23 protein-coding genes are annotated in these 17,025 nt (G+C 55.6%); 11 read left to right on the top strand and 12 right to left on the bottom strand.

Annotated elements, in window-relative coordinates:
- The first annotated feature begins 79 nt into the window (after window positions 1-79).
- Window positions 80-214 carry a type II toxin-antitoxin system Phd/YefM family antitoxin gene (locus tag E8E68_RS22540; RefSeq protein ID WP_280344934.1) on the top strand — a complete coding sequence of 45 codons (135 nt, stop codon included), beginning with the start codon at window positions 80-82 and terminating at the stop codon, window positions 212-214.
- Between the two features lie 266 nt (window positions 215-480).
- On the opposite strand, the gene E8E68_RS22535 is transcribed toward E8E68_RS22540, so the two are convergent.
- Window positions 481-690, bottom strand: coding sequence for a hypothetical protein (locus E8E68_RS22535; protein ID WP_280344931.1), 210 nt, complete (start codon window positions 688-690; stop codon window positions 481-483).
- Window positions 687-992 carry a hypothetical protein gene (locus tag E8E68_RS22530; protein WP_280344928.1) on the bottom strand — a complete coding sequence of 102 codons (306 nt, stop codon included), beginning with the start codon at window positions 990-992 and terminating at the stop codon, window positions 687-689. Before E8E68_RS22530 ends, E8E68_RS22535 begins: the two co-directional genes overlap by 4 nt.
- 506 nt (window positions 993-1,498) lie before the next feature.
- Here E8E68_RS22530 and E8E68_RS22525 point away from each other — a divergent pair.
- Window positions 1,499-1,939: a 3'-5' exoribonuclease gene (locus tag E8E68_RS22525; RefSeq protein ID WP_280344925.1), complete on the top strand. Its 441-nt coding sequence runs from the start codon at window positions 1,499-1,501 to the stop codon at window positions 1,937-1,939.
- Window positions 1,940-2,080: 141 nt separating this feature from the next.
- Complete coding sequence (locus tag E8E68_RS22520; RefSeq protein WP_280344922.1) at window positions 2,081-4,678, top strand: hypothetical protein; 2,598 nt, start codon at window positions 2,081-2,083, stop codon at window positions 4,676-4,678.
- A 48-nt stretch (window positions 4,679-4,726) separates the two neighbouring features.
- Here E8E68_RS22520 and E8E68_RS22515 read toward each other — a convergent pair whose 3' ends face one another.
- The gene (locus E8E68_RS22515; RefSeq protein ID WP_280344919.1) at window positions 4,727-4,936 is read right to left on the bottom strand and encodes a hypothetical protein; all 210 of its coding nucleotides are present in this window, start codon (window positions 4,934-4,936) and stop codon (window positions 4,727-4,729) included.
- Window positions 4,937-5,023: 87 nt separating this feature from the next.
- On the opposite strand from E8E68_RS22515, the gene E8E68_RS22510 reads away from it, so the two are divergent.
- The 3 genes from E8E68_RS22510 to E8E68_RS22500 all read left to right on the top strand — a co-directional run bounded on the left by E8E68_RS22510 (window position 5,024) and on the right by E8E68_RS22500 (window position 7,585).
- Entirely contained in the window at window positions 5,024-5,641 is a 618-nt protein-coding gene (locus E8E68_RS22510) for a histidine phosphatase family protein (RefSeq protein ID WP_280344916.1), read from the top strand.
- 441 nt (window positions 5,642-6,082) lie between these two features.
- Window positions 6,083-6,775, top strand: a complete 693-nt coding sequence (locus E8E68_RS22505; RefSeq protein WP_280344914.1) for a hypothetical protein — start codon at window positions 6,083-6,085, stop codon at window positions 6,773-6,775.
- A 30-nt stretch (window positions 6,776-6,805) separates the two neighbouring features.
- Entirely contained in the window at window positions 6,806-7,585 is a 780-nt protein-coding gene (locus E8E68_RS22500) for a hypothetical protein (RefSeq protein ID WP_280344912.1), read from the top strand.
- A 322-nt stretch (window positions 7,586-7,907) separates the two neighbouring features.
- Here the strand turns inward: E8E68_RS22500 and E8E68_RS22495 are convergent, their stop codons facing one another.
- The 4 genes from E8E68_RS22495 to E8E68_RS22480 form a co-directional block, all read right to left on the bottom strand.
- Window positions 7,908-8,198, bottom strand: coding sequence for a hypothetical protein (locus E8E68_RS22495; protein WP_280344909.1), 291 nt, complete (start codon window positions 8,196-8,198; stop codon window positions 7,908-7,910).
- Window positions 8,199-8,446: 248 nt separating this feature from the next.
- Window positions 8,447-8,812, bottom strand: a complete 366-nt coding sequence (locus E8E68_RS22490; RefSeq protein WP_280344906.1) for a histone-like nucleoid-structuring protein, MvaT/MvaU family — start codon at window positions 8,810-8,812, stop codon at window positions 8,447-8,449.
- A 73-nt stretch (window positions 8,813-8,885) separates the two neighbouring features.
- Window positions 8,886-10,064, bottom strand: a complete 1,179-nt coding sequence (locus E8E68_RS22485) for a hypothetical protein (RefSeq protein WP_280344904.1) — start codon at window positions 10,062-10,064, stop codon at window positions 8,886-8,888.
- Window positions 10,064-10,390 (bottom strand): hypothetical protein, encoded by a 327-nt coding sequence (locus tag E8E68_RS22480; RefSeq protein WP_280344901.1) that lies wholly within the window; start codon window positions 10,388-10,390, stop codon window positions 10,064-10,066. Before E8E68_RS22480 ends, E8E68_RS22485 begins: the two co-directional genes overlap by 1 nt.
- 292 nt (window positions 10,391-10,682) lie before the next feature.
- On the opposite strand from E8E68_RS22480, the gene E8E68_RS22475 reads away from it, so the two are divergent.
- Window positions 10,683-11,015: a hypothetical protein gene (locus tag E8E68_RS22475; RefSeq protein ID WP_280344899.1), complete on the top strand. Its 333-nt coding sequence runs from the start codon at window positions 10,683-10,685 to the stop codon at window positions 11,013-11,015.
- Between the two features lie 343 nt (window positions 11,016-11,358).
- On the top strand, window positions 11,359-11,835 hold the full coding sequence (locus E8E68_RS22470) for an SH3 domain-containing protein (RefSeq protein WP_280344896.1): 477 nt from the start codon (window positions 11,359-11,361) through the stop codon (window positions 11,833-11,835).
- Window positions 11,836-11,841: 6 nt separating this feature from the next.
- Here E8E68_RS22470 and E8E68_RS22465 read toward each other — a convergent pair whose 3' ends face one another.
- From E8E68_RS22465 to E8E68_RS22450, 4 genes are all read right to left on the bottom strand, one after another.
- On the bottom strand, window positions 11,842-12,051 hold the full coding sequence (locus E8E68_RS22465) for a hypothetical protein (RefSeq protein ID WP_280345153.1): 210 nt from the start codon (window positions 12,049-12,051) through the stop codon (window positions 11,842-11,844).
- A gap of 157 nt (window positions 12,052-12,208) precedes the next feature.
- A complete protein-coding gene (locus E8E68_RS22460; RefSeq protein ID WP_280344893.1) occupies window positions 12,209-12,418 on the bottom strand; it encodes a hypothetical protein in 210 nt (69 codons plus the stop codon).
- A gap of 187 nt (window positions 12,419-12,605) precedes the next feature.
- Window positions 12,606-12,926, bottom strand: a complete 321-nt coding sequence (locus E8E68_RS22455; protein ID WP_280344890.1) for an AzlD domain-containing protein — start codon at window positions 12,924-12,926, stop codon at window positions 12,606-12,608.
- Entirely contained in the window at window positions 12,923-13,636 is a 714-nt protein-coding gene (locus E8E68_RS22450; RefSeq protein ID WP_280344888.1) for an AzlC family ABC transporter permease, read from the bottom strand. The genes E8E68_RS22455 and E8E68_RS22450 overlap by 4 nt, the downstream gene beginning before the upstream one ends.
- Window positions 13,637-13,758: 122 nt before the next feature.
- On the opposite strand from E8E68_RS22450, the gene E8E68_RS22445 reads away from it, so the two are divergent.
- The gene (locus E8E68_RS22445) at window positions 13,759-14,631 is read left to right on the top strand and encodes a LysR family transcriptional regulator (protein WP_280344885.1); all 873 of its coding nucleotides are present in this window, start codon (window positions 13,759-13,761) and stop codon (window positions 14,629-14,631) included.
- Window positions 14,632-14,841: 210 nt separating this feature from the next.
- Here the strand turns inward: E8E68_RS22445 and E8E68_RS22440 are convergent, their stop codons facing one another.
- Window positions 14,842-15,087 carry a hypothetical protein gene (locus tag E8E68_RS22440; RefSeq protein WP_280344882.1) on the bottom strand — a complete coding sequence of 82 codons (246 nt, stop codon included), beginning with the start codon at window positions 15,085-15,087 and terminating at the stop codon, window positions 14,842-14,844.
- A gap of 192 nt (window positions 15,088-15,279) precedes the next feature.
- Between E8E68_RS22440 and E8E68_RS22435 the strand changes: the two genes are divergently transcribed.
- Together E8E68_RS22435 and E8E68_RS22430 are read left to right on the top strand one after the other, a co-directional pair.
- Window positions 15,280-15,615, top strand: coding sequence for a helix-turn-helix transcriptional regulator (locus E8E68_RS22435; protein ID WP_280344879.1), 336 nt, complete (start codon window positions 15,280-15,282; stop codon window positions 15,613-15,615).
- 485 nt (window positions 15,616-16,100) lie between these two features.
- Window positions 16,101-16,895, top strand: a complete 795-nt coding sequence (locus E8E68_RS22430) for an OBAP family protein (protein WP_280344876.1) — start codon at window positions 16,101-16,103, stop codon at window positions 16,893-16,895.
- The last annotated feature ends 130 nt before the right edge of the window (window positions 16,896-17,025 follow it).

The following is a 17,025-nucleotide window of genomic DNA, read 5'->3' as shown; positions in this document are numbered from 1 at the left end:
CGCTCTTCTTGAGTTCATCAGTTACCTTTGTAGGCATTCTGGAGTCTGGAGTTAGCACATCATCCAAGAGGAGGTCGAGATGTCGGTGATCAGCGTAACGCAGGCGAGGCGGCGTTTCCGAAGGATCATGAAGCTCCTGCAGCAGGGGCACTCGTTCGTGATCACTAAGAACGTTAAGCCGGCCTGCAGGCTTGTGCCGCCTGAAGCGCCGTGACATGCGCACGGTGCGCGGAAAAATCCGCAAAGAAATCTGAAAAACTGGGAGACTTCTTCGCTGTAAGTCAGGCGTGAGGAGGGCTCCAGGGATCTCTTGAATCCGCAAATTTGCTGGCTCGCCCCTCCGGGGACAGCTGTCGTGCACCAAACGCTGGCTGCGCCCGGTTTTGGCCCTACGGGCTTCCATCCTCTCGCCTCTGGCCCTTCGGGCCGGCGCGCTCCGCTTGCAAATTTGCCAACAAACGCAAAGACCACTGCGATCCACTAATGGACTGACTGCCCAAGCGTGCCAGCCTTGTACAACTGGTAGTCGATGACGGTTTGATACAGATGATCAGCCTCGTGACGGAGCCTTTCGATCTCCTCGGCAGGCCTCCCTTCATCCACCGCCTGCTGATGGGCCCGGATGGCTTGGAGAGCCTGCTGTAAGAGCGGCTCGCCGGCTTCTGTCATACCCACGATCGTTCTTTTCACTGCGACCTCGTGCTGGATCTGTGGGCCCGATGGACTTTCAGGTGCTCAAGCTCCTGCTGCCACACGGCCACGAACTTCTCAAAATCGCGCAGATAGGGCCCCTCTGCCAGGCGGGTAGAGCCAACACTTGCCGCTTGGAAGCGCTGCAGCCACGGCTCAGGGATGCTGTCCTCAGCGATCAGCTGGACGCCGTTGTGGAGCTTGGTGATGACGACATCAACGAGCTCCTGGGCCGAGAGCTGATCACCAGCCGCGACGTGTTGCAGGGCTTGGTCAACCTCGTCGAGCTCAGCCAGCGCCATTACAGCGCGAGCGTCTCCAGGCTGGAAGTCGGCAAGTGCCCACAACGCTCTGCGCCTCGCGATCTCCAGGCTCCGCAGTCGATGATCAAACGTCACATCACTTCTCCCCGCCACAGGTAGGCGTCACAGGCCAAGTTCGACTTCTAACTGCGATCCCCGCAAGGTTCGGGTGAGCTCGCCTCTCGGCAGTCTTGCTAGGATCCCATCGGCGAGGTCATTGGCGTGCCGGGCGTACAAGGTGACAACACCAGGTACAGGCTGGCGATCAGGAACGAGGGCCCCGACTCGTGCCTGGGCAATTTTCAGTATATTCACGATATCTGCGGGTAGCGTGTCGGTCGAGAGGTGCTCGACGGTCGGCCTTGTGGGAGCGCTCGCACCGCCCCACAGATCTACAATCGTTTCCAACAGCTTTTCGGGGCCGAAATACGCCAAGGCGATTTCCCACAGGCAGCCTTCCTGGGACAATCTCAGGCGGGCCCTAGTCATTGCAGAGGTTCCAACAGATGAGGCTCTTTCTCGATTGTGAGTTCACTCAGCTCACCGCGCAGGCAAAGCTGATCTCCCTGGCTCTGGTTGGCCAGGATCGCCGGGAATTCTACGTGGAAGTGATCGACGCGTGGCGAGAAGAAGACTGCAGTGAGTTCGTGAAGGAGATCGTACTGCCGCAGTTGTGGGGTGGTGAGTACGCCATGCCGATTCTCGAGGCCAGAGCGGCGCTCCTGCGGTTCCTGGCAACCTACGACGAAGAGCTCGAGGTTGTCACTGACGCACCTGCATACGACTGGGAGCTGTTCTGCGAGCTCGCTTATAAAGATGGGAAATGGCCCAATAACGTCAGAAACTTCCCTACTGATGCCACGACCCTGACCGCGAAGAATGATGGGGAGGAACTGCCTCACCACGCCCTGCTGGACGCCAGAATCATCACCAGTATGTTCAGTTAAAGAACGTCCCCTGACTGGTGAGAAGGTCGGCCTCAGTTTGGGACAGTTTGGAAATCTTTTGCAATCAGCTTGCTGGCCAATCAATAGCAATATGCCACACCCCGCCTACGCTTAGTGATTTTAGGCTATTGGGGAGGAGCTATGTCTACGATTGAAGCTGGGCCGGTTGCGGCTGACGATTTTGAAATCTGGCTGAGCGCTCGGCCTAAGTGGCTGCAAACAGCAGCCCGCTTAATGATCGACTCCAAACGGCGTCCGAACGACGCAGAGACCGACGAACTGGTACGGCTCTGCAAGCTCGAGGCGAAGGGAGTAACTGATCCAGGCTTCCTCACGGTTGTTCCTGGCACTCTCTCTGAAGCAGCCAACAAGCCTATGTTGCGAATCGATGAAATTCTGGAAGTGCACGGACTGAACGCCATCAAGGCCGGCGCAAAGCTTCCTATGGGCAGCAGCAATCTCACTGTGATTTACGGGCAGAACGGAACGGGCAAAAGCGGCTATGCCCGGCTGTTAAAACAGATCTGTGGATCACGCTCCAAGGACGAAATCCGCAGCAACGTTTTCGACCCTACTCCCACCGAATGTCGTGCCCAGTTCAAAATTTCGGTCGATGGCAAAGAAGATCTTGTCCACTGGGACGTTCCGAGCGGGCCCCATGTAGCCCTGCGCCACGCCCAAGTATTCGATACCAAGTCAGCCCAGCTATACATGGGCCAGACAGAGGCATGCTACGAACCCAGCCGAATGAAATTCGTCTCGGCGCTGATCGCCACGGCAGATGCCGTTCGTATGAAATTGGATGCAGAAAAGGAATCGCTTAAAAAAGCTCTTCCCGCGATCCCTGAAACGCTGAAGGGAACAGCCGAAGCCAAGTGGCTCACCGGCCTAAAGAGCACGACATCAGCTGCAAGCATTGATAAAGAATGCCTCTACCCAGAGGCACTCGACCGCGAGCGAATCGAGAGCGAAGGCTTGCTCGCTGAGAAGGATATTGCTGGTCGCCTGCTAGCCATTGGAAAAGAAAAAACGGCGCTCTCAAGCATCGAAAAAACGATGAATTCTCTACTGGATGGCCTTTCCGAAGAGGCAGCCCTTGAGCTGTCACAGTTGAAAACAAACGCTGTCCAGGCGCGAAAAACCAGTGAGGAAGCTGCCACTGCAGTATTTGGAAAGGCTGAGCTGGATGGGGTCGGTAGCACGACATGGCAGCAGATGTGGGAGCAGGCACGTGCCTACTCCACCACCATGGCCTATCCACATGAGGCGTTTCCGAATACATCGGCTGACTCACGTTGTGTGCTCTGCCATCAGCAGCTCGACGCAGCTGCGAAGACGCGAATGACCGAATTTGAAGGGTTCGTTACGCATGGACTCGAGACAGCAGCCAAAACAGCGGAGACTGGCTTCAACGAACGGAAAGCCCGGCTTCCTGTCTTGCCTGCCCAAGCGGGTTGGGTCGTGCAGCTGTCGACGCTCGGCTTCGAGGAAGATGAAGCTATTGCCTCATATGGCCAACTTAAAGCTCGCTCGGAGCACATCGGCCTGGGTCAGCAGATAGCTGACGTTCAAGAATTTGACTGGACTCAAATCAATGCTGCCATCAAGACGAAATCCGAGGCGCTGAATGAGGAAGAACAGAATCTGTCAGCCCTCCAGAAGGATGAACACCGACAAAAAATGCAGCACCGTGTTCTGCAGCTTCAAATGAAGCAATGGCTCGCGCAAAACAAAGCATCAATCCTCGCAGAGAAAGCAAGGCTGACATCAGTTGCTGAGCTGGAAAAATCCAGTCGTTCGGCTTCAACGTCTCAGCTCACGATCAAAAAGACCGAGCTCGGTAAAACCGAACTAGATGCAGGTTACCAAGCTCGGTTCATCGACGAGCTGAGGCTACTGGGTGGCAAGCGCATCCCCGTCGCGCCACAAAGCAAATCAGGCGGTAAAGGTAAAATCACCTTCGGCCTGAACCTGGTGGGCGCTCATGGCACTCATGGGCCAGAATTCATCTTGAGCGAGGGTGAAATCCGGATCGCATCGCTCGCCGCGTTCCTGGCAGATACCACAGGCTCGAACCAACTAGCTCCATTTATCTTTGATGACCCGATTTCCTCCCTCGATCAAGACTTCGAGGAAAAGGTTGTCGAGCGCTTAGTCACGCTTGCCGCTTCCAGGCAGGTCATTATCTTCACGCACCGGCTATCTCTCGTGGCCTTGGTAGAAGCGGTGACTGATAAATGGAGCAAGATGCCTGAAATGCCCAGCGTAAAGCCGACGATCACCTCGCTTAGGCGAATGGACAAGTTCGCGGGTATCGTGGCGGCTCAGAGTGCTAGAGACTTGAAACCAGAGAAAGCAGTTCGTGGGCTCATCGACCATACGATCATACGGTTGAAAAAACTTCAGGCGGAAGCCGACGTGGACGCCTATGAAATCCATGCCAAAAGCGCTTGTAGCGACTTTAGGATCATCGTCGAGCGTACCGTCGAGTTCATCTTGCTTGCAGATGTCATTGGTCGGTTCCGGCGTGCGATCAATACCCAGAACAAGCTTCATAAGGTTGCCAAGGTCACCAATGCGGATTGTGTATTCATCGATGACCTGATGACCAGGTACTCGGTCTTTGAGCACTCGCAATCGGATGAGCTGCCTAGCAACGCATTGGAGCTCGATGAGTTCGAGGCCGATGTGAATGCTTTGAATGACTGGCTAAAGGAATTTTTAGCTAGGGCTGCTTGAGGATATCAGGAGAAAGCTCAGGTGCCCGCGTCACCGGGCTTTCTCCTGCTAATGACCTTTCTCAACCGGCCCGCCAAGGGCATGCAACTGGTAGTCGGTGACCGCCTGAAAACGATGCTCGGCCATCAACCGCAGGCGCTCCAGCTCAATCCCCACGACTCCATCAACCTGGGCCTTATGGTAAACCTTCAGCGCTTCCACGGCCTCGGTATACATCGGGTGGTCGGGCATGAGTACCTTGCTCAGATCTCTTTTCACGATCTCTCCCTTTCGCCATGGCTATCCCACTCGATACCATGCCAGCATGGCGCAATCCAAGCAACGTGAGCCAGGGAAGGATAGTCGATGAAGAACGTCAGGCTGATACGCCAAGGCGAGAGCGCCGCCAATGCTGGCGAGCCTACCAGGGATCACGCGAGCATACCTTTGACGACAAAAGGCCTGGAGCAAGCCCGTATGGTCGCTCAGTTGATCACCAGCGCCCCAGACCTCATTCTTGCCTCACCATTCTTGCGCGCCCAAGCGACTGCGCTGGCCACCACGACTATCTATCCAAATGCAGCTTTCGAGACTTGGCCGGTTCACGAATTTACCTACCTGGCGCCGGCACGTTGTGTGGATACGACGCTCGCACGGCGACGGGGCTGGGTCGATGCCTATTGGCAGAGATCAGACCCTGCTTTTTCTGACAGTGAGGGAGCGGAGTCCTTCCATGATCTCGTGGCCAGGGCTCTGCATTTTCTTGACCTAATCACAGAACACTCGGCCAATGAGATCATGGTGTTTTCGCATGCCCAGTACCTCAACACCGTGCGCTGGCTCCTCGAGAAAAAGCCGCAGGAGATCGACGGTGATGCAATGCTGGACTGGCGTCACTACGAGGTAGCGAACCAGATCCCGAATTGTCAGGGGTTCTCGCTCAGCAGGCATACGGACGGAAGGAGCTGGGCTCTCGGTCGTTGAAAACCTCAACTACGAACGCCAGCATTTTGCTGACCTTATCGTCACGCGCTTTTCACATGCGATGCCCGAGACTCCAGCTATCCCTACGTGTGATAGACCTTGCCCGCCTAGCAGCGGGCTTTCTTTTGCCCGCAAATTGACCCGTCTAGCCCCCTCCCCCGAACTATTGCCCACCTCAATGGGCAGCCCCAGCCTGTCCTACATGGACACCTTTCAGAGCCTCACGCTTCCACTCCAGGGATAGGGCATCGAGCCATCGGATAACGCCGGCAAAGGCGCGCAGATATGTCCTCCTGCCGGGCTCCGCATCGCCACCAAGATGAGAACGCCACATCCTGGCCACAGCAACTGAAAAATCATAGAAGCCATCACAAATAAATCATTGACGATGTAATATTTGGTCGCTAATCTCTGCCTACACCTTCTGAACAGGCGGACACGATGAGCACCTATTGGCGTAACCAGTTCGAGAAAAACTTCGTTTCACCCGAGGAGAAGATCGACCTGGACGAGATTCTCCAGGAAGCCCACGACGTCTATTGGGGTTCGCTGGGTGCCTCACTGATTAAATTTCATGGCGAAATCGACCCCGCCCATTTGGCGACTCTCGATCAGATTTACCAAGGTGAGATCCCTGTTCAGGTGGCAGCTAGAGACTGCTATGACTACGCAATCAATGGTCGGCTGAAACTCGCCACGAATGGTGCAGAGCAAGCACGAATGAACGACAGCTGGGGACGTTTGGCCACGCTTGTGCTGTCTGCCAGACCCGACATCGAAGTCTTCAGGCCAAGCATCCGCGACCGTCAAATGACTTTACCCAGGGGGCTCGAAAAAATTCTGTTCCACGCTCTGATTCGTGCACGCCTAGACCTCGATACCCACCCGGCATTTCAAGATGACGAGGCGCTACCCATGTTCTTGTCGGGGGAAGATCAAAGCGGACATCTGACCCTCAAGGAAATTGCAGTGTTGGGGCAAATGACCGAGCGAGCAGTACGCAATGCGGCTCAACCCACCGCAGCTGACCAGCTTCATACACGTAAAGAACAGAATCAGACGGTGGTCGACTCGAACGAGGCGTTGCGCTGGCTGAAAGGACGCCGGGGCTTCATCGCCACCCGCGCTGACTAACCCGACTGCCAATCACCATAGGACACGATCATGGGCCTCGAACAATTCAGCACGCTGCTCTCCGCCACTGCCTACGACTTTACCAACAGCCTGCCGGCAGAGCTGTTGCTAACATCTGAGGGCAACCTGCAAACATTCTATGCACCCTTCGACTACATCAATACCGGCGCCCGTATCGTGATATGCGGCATCACCCCAGGGCTACAACAAGCCAGCCGAGCCCTGGATGAGGCGTGCAAACAACTTCGCCAAGGCGCCTCCATCGAGCAGGCCAAGGAAGTTGCCAAGGCAACCGCCAGCTTTGCTGGGCCTATGCGAAACAACCTGGTCAACATGCTTGATCACGTAGGTGTTCACATGCTGCTTGGCATCGACAGCTGCGCTCGACTCTTCGACACGCACCGTCACCTGGTTCACTACACCTCGGCGTTGCGCTATCCAGTTTTCATTGACGGTCAGAACTACAGCGGTAGCCCAGCCATCCTCAGTCGCTCCAGCTTACGTCGCCAGGTTGAAACCCATTTGGCGGAAGAAATCAGCGTATTGGGCCCGAAATGCATGTACATCCCGCTCGGGCCGAAGGTGTCGGAGGTGTTCCAACATTTGCAGGCCACAGGTCTGTTGAAAGCTGAACAGATTCTAGATGGACTACCTCACCCATCTGGCGCCAACGCAGAGCGAATCAGCTATTTCCTAGGCAACAAATCTCGGGAAAAGCTATCGGCCAAAACAAATCCTGCAGCATTGGATAGCGCAAAAGCACGAATTTTGGGGAAGCTGGCGAAGCTTCAGAAGGCGGATAGCTTTTAATCGCAAGGAGATTTCTGCTGCAGATAGTAGTCATCGCCTAGGACGGGGCGTCAATCCCCCCTCTCTCTCGCTGGGCTAGCCCAGCTTACTGCTCAGCAGTGCAGCGGCTCTGGTTTTCAGTAGCCGCTTTTCTTTTACCAGCAGCATTTGCAGCATGTTCGAAACGCCCAATGCTGGAAGATCACCTGCTCAGTATTTTCCTTTCACTGTTTTTTGGCCCAGGCTTTCTTTTGCCCGCAATTACCCTCATCGCAGGACGCCCCAAGAATGCGTGATCGCTGCCACCTGTGCACAGCGACCACCAGAGTGCTGATTCTGACGTCTAGGTCACTTGCTTTACTGTAGGTCGCTGACCGGTCGCGAGTCGTCTTGCACGCCCCACTCCCCAGACCAAAGCCCGAGTCATCGACTCACTTGGCCGAGAGTCGAATGCCTCTTCGTGAAGAGCCATGCCACAGCCCGCATACACGCCGATGAACATCTGTGTCTGGCCAGTTCTGGAAAGTCTCACCTGGACATCAATCGAGGTGCCGACATCCAGCTCCTCGTCATGGCTCCGGTGATGAAGCACAGGATCGGCCCAAGCCCAAAAAACCTCACCGCGTATACGCATGCTCTCCAACGACTTTAGTCTTTTAGTGCATCGACCATAGCGCGGGGAGATGACGTTTCAACCATGCAGGAGAGTGGCTGCCCAAATTCAGACAGCCGGCAGCCCCTCTACAAAACAGAGTCTTATGCACACGCTACGGGTGCTGATGCACCGCAAAGTGGGTCAGCAGGCGCACCTGCCAACACCTGATAGCACCACCATAGAAAAAGCCCCATCAAAGGGCTTTAGCAAGCTACCGGTGAGGCGTGTTACTGGGCGAGCCAGCCTTCAACTACATCAGCGCCGTACTGCTGCTTCCACTCTTTCAACAGCTTGTGATTGCCGCCTTTGGTCTCGATGATTTCGCCGTTGTGCGGGTTTTTATACTCCTTAACCTGGCGTGCACGACGCGGGGACTTTTCAGCTGCTGCAGGCGCAGCACGGCGACCAGATTGCGGATCCAGGAGGTTGATGATGTCACGCAAGCTGAAGCCGTACTTGGCCAGCAAATCGCGCAGCTTGGTCTCAAACTCGATTTCTTTCTGAAGCTCGCTGCTGCCCTTCATAGCTTCCAGCTCAGCCAGCTGGGCTGCCAATTTTTGCTCAAGCTGACGAAATTCGGCCAATCGCGACATGTGCATCACTCCGTAATGTGTAGTTGGTCTTAAAAGAATCCTAACGCAGGTTAAGTTCAAACCCAAATGAAAATCAGGGCCACCAGTTATCGTCTTGCTTACTGCTGCTCCAGTAGCCGTATTCTGAGCTCGGCAAGTCCACGGATAGGTCAATAACTTTCAGAATATCTACTTTTAATGGATCAAGCATCTCGACTTGTTGTGTAGCCCAGCTAACCCACATTGCCAACGCCATTTGAGTTGCCTCGTCCGGAGGCGAGCCTTGAACCGTGGCCTGGATGAACGCTCGCAGCCGCTGAGCGCGCTCCCAGCTTTCTATATTTTTCATCAAATTCTGGCGCAGCGTGTCCAAGCGACGCTGCTGGTCAATTCCCTCTTTGCGCACCCGCTCCTCTTCGGCCCATCGGCGGCGACTAGCCTCATCGGATAATCGTTGGACTTTCACAGAAGCGGCAATACGAACGAAACCCGTGAGTATCTGACCAAGCTTCGACTCAAGCTTTCCTGTCTTGCTGTCAGTCCAAGTTTTTTGAATGAGAACCTCAGATCGTGCATCGACGATGAGGGAAAATACGCCAGTGGGCTGCCACCCAAAGCGAGCCGCTCTCATCGCGGTAACGTCAGGCCTCCATTGCTGCCCAGGCTTGAAAGGTTTCGGAGGGGGCGGTGGAATATCGAAGCGTTTTATCCGCTCTTGGATCGTGATCAGTAGCTCCTCCCCGTCGACTTGCACGAAGCTACCGTTACTACCAATACCCCAGGTGTACCCCGACGACTCACAAGCTTTGATCAAGCTGTCGTAGAGAAGCGCGCAGCGATACACCTCATTCCGGGAGATATGCGAGTTCAATACCTTTGTTTTGTCGAATACCAGTGCACTGTTGAGCTCTTTGGCCTTCCTCGCTGCACCAAGCCATTTTTTTACCAACGGATGGGGGTCAGATAACTCCATTGGCACGCTCAACATCTTAGGGTCTTTGACCACATTCTCTGGCTTCAGCCTGGCAGCCTTCTCGACATTTAGAACATGAAACGTGATAGGTGTGGTGGAGGCTGGGGGCTTTGGACGACGCGGGCGTTTTGGGGCTGGCTTGGCCCAGTGACCCCGGGTAGGCAACGTGATCCCCGCTTTGCGGCAGGCCTTCGACAAGCCCACATCTGAGACACCTATTTCCTTTGCGATGATGAGAACAGGTCGCTCCCACACCATTTCAAATAGCTCTTGAGGTGTGAAGGTTTTTTCGACGTACATTACTCACCCTTTGTGGCATCCAAAGCGTTGTACCAATCAGCGTATGGGGAAAGGTCTACCCGACAGCGATTGTAGTCCGGGCTGCCGTCATCCCACCAAACGGGCCCCCGCTCGCCCAGACCCACTTTGGCAGCATTCACTCGCGCACGCGCAGATTTGAGCATGCTCGAATCGTCAGCGCGGTTGGCCTTTTTGACATCTCGTCGAGCATCCATCAGGTCATGCACAAGGCGTTGCCGCTCCTGCTCAGTCAGTGAAGGGTTCGTGGAGCGCCAGAGCTGACCTTTGACAACAAAATAGCGTCCGTCTGGTGTCGTTGGATGCATAGCGCAAATCTCGTGGGCGATACATGAAGGACACCGGAGTTGACTCAAAGGCTGCATGTAGGGGGGATAGATCGCCACATTGTCGGAACCGTCCTTCGTGGAGGCAGCGCAACCTGCCGGCTGAACGCACGAGATGGAGTAAGTCAGCCTTCACTAGCGCCACGGAGCACATTTGTACTCCAGCCGCTTCCTGTCACTGCATCCACGAACCACCCCTACCCTGCGTGTTTTCCGAGGCACCTTTGACGCAGGTTATTATCGATGGCTGATCACTGAGAGGCTCAGGCAGCGTATGACTGATCATAACCGGCACGACGCACCATCAGGCGCTTTGACGGCGCGAGACGTCTGCCAAGTGTTGCGAGAGGCGGTGTTCGGTCGCCGGACAATGATCAAGATTGGCAGCCAGTCCTGGGAGCAGGTGTACGCTAGCCATTTCGAAGTCGACGTAGAGGGATGGCGGATCACGATCTACAACGACTGTGATGAACTGGACTACTGCGAGCGGTGCGTTAGCCCAGATGGACAGCGCTGGGATTTCGATCCTGGCGACCGGACAGATCCGGTTGCCCTGTTATCGACATGGGAGCATCAGAGCCTGGAGCGCATGTTGAAAGCCTTGTAGAGCGTTTAGGGCGTGCCCTACTAGGCCCGGCTGTCGTGAACCGAGCCATCGTCTTGCGACGTCTCGGCCCTTCGGGCTGCCATCCGTCACACCGGCGCGCTCCGGCCGCCATCTCTCATTTAGTGATCTTTCGAAGACGGCTTAAGACCGCTAATGCGGCTGCGGCTGCAGCTCCAACCAGCCTGACTCAGCTAAGCTCAATAGTATCGGCGATGGAGGGTGGAAAATTGCTCGCCAGGCACCAGCCGGCCACTTCTTAAAAGGATAGATATCATTTCGAGGTGCAAAGGATAGGCGCAAGAATGGTCAATCATGGTTTCTGCCGCTTCTAGTTCTCTTCGTTATGGTCTGGGCCATTGGCAAGAATGATTCGCCTAAAACTGAGCCACCACCCAGCCAGACGCCGGTTAGTACTTTGGCCGCAACCTCATCACCAGCACCACAACCTACACAAGCCTCGGCACCGGAGTATTTCGTCAACGCGGACAAGCTAAATCTGCGCGCTCAACCGGGAGGGAAATTGATCTCCAGCCTCAAGCGCGGGGAGAAGGTTCAGGTCTATGACCAGAAACAGGAATGGGCGCGTATCAGCCTGGACGGCCAGCCGCAACGATGGATCTCCTACAAAAACCTCTGCAGCGGCTCGAACTGCTTTGTCACCTCGCAGCCCAAAAGGGAGCGCCCTGCTCCGCAGCCGGTTAGAAGCTCAACACCTGAATACGGATCATCGTGCCCCTGCTCCTCTGGTCGTGTTTGCATAGGCCCACGAGGCGGCCGCTACTGCATCACATCTGGGGGGAACAAACGCTATGGCGTTTAACCATCGCTAATGATTGGGCTTGTCTGGGCCTCCAAGAATGCGGAGCTGATAGTCAGTAACGGCCTGAAACTGATGTTCTGCCAGCAGCCGTAAACGCTCGAGCTCCGCCCCGGTTATGCCTTCGCTTTGTGCCTGGTGATATCGTTTCATAGCTTCTACAGCGTCCGAGTACATTGGATGATCAGGAGGCAGAACGCTGTTGAGATCCTTCACCATCATGATAGTCCTCTGGGTCTATGGGATTAGCTGAACCATAGCCCCAATAGGTTAGCTTCTGCGGTAGCGGTATGGGCACAGGGAGGTGAGATCTCATCAGAGACAGTCCTTGAATCAGGACTGCTACGGAAACGGCCTGACGACGGCACATTCCAGGTTAGTGTACTGGTTCGCCGAGAGCACCGGCTTTGTGCAGTTGGTAGTCGATCACGGTCTGGTACAAGTGATCCGCCTCGATGCGAAGGCGCTCGAGATCAGCTTCGGGTCGGCGTTGTGCTATCGCCTCGTTATAAGCTCTGATGGCCTCCAGCGCTCGCCTCAACAGAGGCTCACCTGCGTCTGCCATCCCCAGCAGTGTTCGTTTCATCTCCTTACCTCTGTGTTATTGAGCAATCAATGACACGTGTTCGCGACCGGTCTCTTTCGACCCTAAACAGACGCTCCTTGAAGGCTGAGCGGGGTCGAAATCGCGTTGTCAAAAGACGAGTCTCTTCATGGTGATTAGCGAATTTCAACCCGTGGCTCAGCTTTCAATGGAAATGGCAGACAGCCTGCTACGTCACAATCTCAATTTGGCGGAACAGCGCAGCAATCACAATCCCTGCGGCGATCGCTGGGAGTGGCTTGCGCAACGCCATCATTACGATTGCCGTCGTCAGCAACGCCAAGCGCGCGCCGTTATCACCCGTGACCGCCAAGGGCGTTAGCACCGCTACCAAAACAGATCCAGACATACCACTGATGAATTGCTGCACCCTGTAGTTGATAGGTAAGAGCGACATCACGAACACCCCGCCCCAGCGGGTCACGAGGGTGACCACAGCCATGATCAGAATGATATAGAGCGTGCCGAAGCCCGAAGTATCAATGCTCATGCTTTTTTCTCCGGCCACATGGCGCCCAAGAAACCGCCGGCCAATGCTCCGGCAACAACGTGACTATTTTCAGGCAGATAGCGATACGCCAATAACGATGCTGCAGCTGCCACGCTCCAGATGATCAGTAGACGCGGGCTCTTTTGGCCGCCAAGCACCATCGCCAACAGGAAGCAGGCCATGACCATGTCCAGTCCCAGGCTCACTGGATCCTGGATGACGTTGCCAAACTTCAGCCCCAGCCAACTGCCGAGGGCCCAAGCCGACCAAAGCGCAAGGCCTCCCCCAAAAAGAAGTCCCATCCCGGCTTTGCCGCTGTTGAAGGCCTGCATCGACATTGCCCAGTTGGCGTCCGAAACCACCGTCATCACACCATAGCGCTTGGTGCGTGGCAGCTCGCGTAACCAGGGATACAGCGTCGCCCCCATCAACAAGTGCCGGGCGTTAATCGCGAAGACAGTCACGATCAAAGGCACGGCCGGAACGTGCTCCCCCCACAAATCAAGTACGGCAAATTGTGCTGCGCCCGCAAACACCAGGGTGCTCATCAGTACGGTTGATCCTTCACTCAGCCCGGTCTGCGCTGCGGCAAGCCCAAAGGCTATGGCAAAGACCATCACGAACACAGAGATGGGCAGCAGTTGCTTGAATCCAGCCCAGACCTCGTTTCTATTCAGCTCTATCGAGCTTGCGTCGACACTCAACACCATCGCACCTCACCGCTCCCGCAGATTTGTATCCTAATTCGGGCCATTCTGAGGACATAAACGAAGGCAAGAAAAGCGAATAAGTGTTATACAGATCATTCGAATATCGAATGGCCAGGCCTCCAATGCACTCGAAGGACTTGCAAATCGACTGGTTGCGCACCTTCGTGGCGGTAGTAGATACCGGTTCGATGACAGCGGCGGCGCGCCAAGTATCGCGCTCGCAATCAGCTGTTAGCATGCAACTGAAAAAGCTTGAAGAAAGCGTCGGTCGTCCACTTCTGAACCGAGAACCTAGACAATTGTCCTTGACTCCGGCTGGGTTCGATCTGCTGGGGCATGCGCGCAAGCTACTAGCGACCCACTCCACACTGGTGCTCGCGATGCATGGTGGGGCGATTTCCGGACGAGTAACGTTTGGTGTTCCTGATGACTACGCCGTGCCCTATCTTGTGCCGGTATTGCGGCACTTTGCTTCGCGTTTCAGCGAAGTCGAAGTCACCCTGGTGTGTGAAGAATCCACCGCGCTGCTGGCCAAGGTTGATAGGGGTGAAATCGATCTGGCTTTGGTCACCCGTGATGCACCCTCGCGGGGAGCTTTGCTGTTCCGAGAGGCATTGGTATGGGGCGGAGCCGAACAGCACGAGATCTGGAAGCGCAGCCCGCTCCCCATTGCCGTACATGAACTGGGTGGACGCCTACGTAGCGAGATCCTTGCTGCTTTGGACGCTCAGCCGCGTGAATACCGAGTGGTCTACAACAGTCCTAATATCGGCGGTCAGATTGCTGCGGCACAAAGTGGTATGGCAGTTGCCGTGCTTACCCGGTGTAGCCTGCCACCGGGCTTGAAAATGCTTGATGCACGACAAGGACTGCCTGAACTGCCTGTGGTCGAGGTAGTGCTGGTACGTAGCCGAGATTCCAAGGGATCGAGCGCGGTCGATGCAATGCATGATGAGGTAATGCGGGCTTTGCGAGATCCACTTTGCACTGATTAAAAACTTCGGCGTCAGTCAATCTATGGACGGCTGATAATGTCTCGAGCAGAGGCCTGCAAACGTCTGCAATGGGTCGATAGCAATCGTTCGCGAAAGGCCTCTCCCATTTCCCTTGGTTGGACAACGTGAGCTTGACCTGTACCGGAGCCGCCCCGAATCCGCCCTAAGCCCGGGCAACATTGCGGAGCGATATATAGGGGTGCGGGAGGCTCAATGAGCCAAGCTGCTGACCTGAAGCTCATACCTCGCTTGTGTCAATTCTGACTCCGCCTTCTGCAGCTCAGCTTTGACGCCCGTCCACATCAAGACCAAAGTGGCGATCTTCTCCCGAGACGCGGTCAACTCCTCGCCCATCACGGCCAGCTCGCTCTCAAGCAACAGACACTGCTGCTCGAGCAGTTCCTCGCGCGAGAAAAAAGCAAAGCGATCATCAGGTGTCAGGTCTGGCTTGTTCATAAGGCTCATCACCGAGAGTAGTACAAATGTTCTCCTCACGAGCTTAGCGAGATATACTGGATGCATCAACAGTGTTTCGACGGAACGGTAGCTCCTCCTGACCGCAAGGTCACGCCAGCCCACAGGCTTCGAGGCTGCGCGGAAATCCCACGTGGGCTTCACCGGAGGCACGCTCAAGCGGAGAGATTGCATATGTCACTGAAATCGTCTTTCGCCATCGTCCTTCGGGCGCTACGCAGTCAGCGAAAAATCACGCAGCGGGACTTTGGTGACACGAGTAGGACGTTTCTTTCAAAGCTCGAAGGCGGCAAGTCCAGTCTGACACTGGATAAGCTCGAGCAGGTAAGTCAGCGGCTGGAGGTGAGCTCACTGACGCTGCTGACACTGACCTTGAGCTTGGAATCTGGGAAATCTTCAGCGGAGCTTATCGATGATCTTCGCTTGGAAATTGAGAGCCTGGAGCGTGATGGTGGCTTACCTCGCTTGGAAGAAGTCCCCCACCCTAGTGGCATCCGCTTGGCATCATGAATGCGACCCAGACGGTTGCCTCAGGCCTGTCTGAGACTGCTTGATGTAATCATGCCCTTGGGCGCGCCCCTAATCGGGGACGGCTGTCGTGAACCGATCCCTGGCGTCGCCAGGGATCGGCCCTAGCGGGCTTCCATCCTCACGCCTCTGGCCCAGTGGGCCGGCGCGCTCCGCTTGCCATTTGACCACAAGATTCAACGACGTGAACCGTCGCAAATCTCCGTCGCAGATCACGCACATATGACTGGCCAGGCGCTGAGAGGATCCCTGTGATGACATTGTCGGGACTTTTCTTTCACCCAATTTTCACGACACCTAGGCAACACTCACCCAATCCCTACGTGTGATAGAAGCTCCCATTAGCCCGCCTAGCAGCGGGCTTTCTTTTACCTGGAATCCGTCATCAACCCAGGCCGTTTGTCTTCTGAATTGTCCGTTCTGCTGGCCCAGACTGTCCCTTGAGGACACAAGCTAGAGCCACTCTCATGCCACAACTCATCAGATTCATAACCCTTCCCCTGGCCTGTAGTCTGCTGTGGGCTTGCGCTGCTCCTGAGACAAAGTCGCCAGTGGAGACACCTGGTAGGCCCGAATCAGCAAAGACTCAGCTGCTGGAAGCCGGAGCCGCGACCTTGCAGGCCAAGCCGCCCATTGAGGCTATTAACGCTTACCTGGATGGCTTCCACTTTTACAACGGACATCCTGATGTGCAGATGGAAGCGCATCACTACTGCTCCATCCTGAACGAGGATGTCATCCAGTGCGTCATCTTCGACGGTAACACCAAGGAAGCGAAGATCATGGGTGTCGAGTACATCATCGACGAAAAGCTGTTTGCTGCTCTGCCGGCCAAGGAGAAGGCGATGTGGCACAGCCATGGCTATGAGGTTTCATCCGGGCAGCTGATCGCGCCGGGTATCCCTGCACCTGCAGAACATGCCTTGATGGAGCGGCTTGCCCATACCTACGGGAAGACATGGCACACGTGGCATACCGACCAGGACAAAGCCCTACCGGTGGGCGTCCCGCAGTTGATGATGGGGTTCACAGCGGATGGCCAGGCTGATCCAACGATGGTCGAGCAGCGGAATCGACGCCTGAGAGTGGACGCGGCAGAAACGAAAACTCAGCGGGCTGACATTCAAATCCCTGCGGCAGATCTCAAGGCGGATGGCTGGCAGCACGGCAACGTCATTCAGATTACCGATCCAACCGGTGCTCATCTGCATCAGCCCGCCACATCGACACCTGAGAAAGCGAATAGCCGATCAAGCCAGTAGCCTTAGAGCTTCGCCTCGAGGCACCGGCAGGAAAGACTGAACGTGCCCCAATCGGGGACGCTGTCGTAAACCGCAACCTGGCTTCGCTAAGTTGCGGCCCTCCGCGCTTCCATCCTCATAGGTTCTGGGC

Origin of the sequence: Pseudomonas sp. BN607 (assembly GCF_029871175.1) — a bacterium.
Classification (GTDB): domain Bacteria; phylum Pseudomonadota; class Gammaproteobacteria; order Pseudomonadales; family Pseudomonadaceae; genus Aquipseudomonas.
The sequence above is the reverse complement of the archived record's forward strand: the minus strand, read 5'-3'. Positions and strand labels throughout refer to the sequence as shown.

What these genes read in the sequence shown, in the direction of transcription:
- E8E68_RS22520 (WP_280344922.1), top strand. Translation starts at nt 2,081, where the DNA reads ATGTCTACGATTGAAGCTGGGCCGGTTGCGGCTGACGATTTTGAAATC.
- E8E68_RS22530 (WP_280344928.1), bottom strand. Translation starts at nt 992, where the DNA reads ATGGCGCTGGCTGAGCTCGACGAGGTTGACCAAGCCCTGCAACACGTC.
- E8E68_RS22465 (WP_280345153.1), bottom strand. Translation starts at nt 12,051, where the DNA reads ATGGTGAAGGATCTCAACAGCGTTCTGCCTCCTGATCATCCAATGTAC.
- E8E68_RS22430 (WP_280344876.1), top strand. Translation starts at nt 16,101, where the DNA reads ATGCCACAACTCATCAGATTCATAACCCTTCCCCTGGCCTGTAGTCTG.
- E8E68_RS22495 (WP_280344909.1), bottom strand. Translation starts at nt 8,198, where the DNA reads ATGCGTATACGCGGTGAGGTTTTTTGGGCTTGGGCCGATCCTGTGCTT.
- E8E68_RS22525 (WP_280344925.1), top strand. Translation starts at nt 1,499, where the DNA reads ATGAGGCTCTTTCTCGATTGTGAGTTCACTCAGCTCACCGCGCAGGCA.
- E8E68_RS22500 (WP_280344912.1), top strand. Translation starts at nt 6,806, where the DNA reads ATGGGCCTCGAACAATTCAGCACGCTGCTCTCCGCCACTGCCTACGAC.
- E8E68_RS22445 (WP_280344885.1), top strand. Translation starts at nt 13,759, where the DNA reads ATGCACTCGAAGGACTTGCAAATCGACTGGTTGCGCACCTTCGTGGCG.
- E8E68_RS22460 (WP_280344893.1), bottom strand. Translation starts at nt 12,418, where the DNA reads ATGAAACGAACACTGCTGGGGATGGCAGACGCAGGTGAGCCTCTGTTG.
- E8E68_RS22470 (WP_280344896.1), top strand. Translation starts at nt 11,359, where the DNA reads ATGGTCTGGGCCATTGGCAAGAATGATTCGCCTAAAACTGAGCCACCA.
- E8E68_RS22480 (WP_280344901.1), bottom strand. Translation starts at nt 10,390, where the DNA reads ATGCATCCAACGACACCAGACGGACGCTATTTTGTTGTCAAAGGTCAG.
- E8E68_RS22490 (WP_280344906.1), bottom strand. Translation starts at nt 8,812, where the DNA reads ATGTCGCGATTGGCCGAATTTCGTCAGCTTGAGCAAAAATTGGCAGCC.
- E8E68_RS22505 (WP_280344914.1), top strand. Translation starts at nt 6,083, where the DNA reads ATGAGCACCTATTGGCGTAACCAGTTCGAGAAAAACTTCGTTTCACCC.
- E8E68_RS22440 (WP_280344882.1), bottom strand. Translation starts at nt 15,087, where the DNA reads ATGAACAAGCCAGACCTGACACCTGATGATCGCTTTGCTTTTTTCTCG.
- E8E68_RS22485 (WP_280344904.1), bottom strand. Translation starts at nt 10,064, where the DNA reads ATGTACGTCGAAAAAACCTTCACACCTCAAGAGCTATTTGAAATGGTG.
- E8E68_RS22455 (WP_280344890.1), bottom strand. Translation starts at nt 12,926, where the DNA reads ATGAGCATTGATACTTCGGGCTTCGGCACGCTCTATATCATTCTGATC.
- E8E68_RS22540 (WP_280344934.1), top strand. Translation starts at nt 80, where the DNA reads ATGTCGGTGATCAGCGTAACGCAGGCGAGGCGGCGTTTCCGAAGGATC.
- E8E68_RS22450 (WP_280344888.1), bottom strand. Translation starts at nt 13,636, where the DNA reads ATGGTGTTGAGTGTCGACGCAAGCTCGATAGAGCTGAATAGAAACGAG.
- E8E68_RS22475 (WP_280344899.1), top strand. Translation starts at nt 10,683, where the DNA reads ATGACTGATCATAACCGGCACGACGCACCATCAGGCGCTTTGACGGCG.
- E8E68_RS22435 (WP_280344879.1), top strand. Translation starts at nt 15,280, where the DNA reads ATGTCACTGAAATCGTCTTTCGCCATCGTCCTTCGGGCGCTACGCAGT.
- E8E68_RS22510 (WP_280344916.1), top strand. Translation starts at nt 5,024, where the DNA reads ATGAAGAACGTCAGGCTGATACGCCAAGGCGAGAGCGCCGCCAATGCT.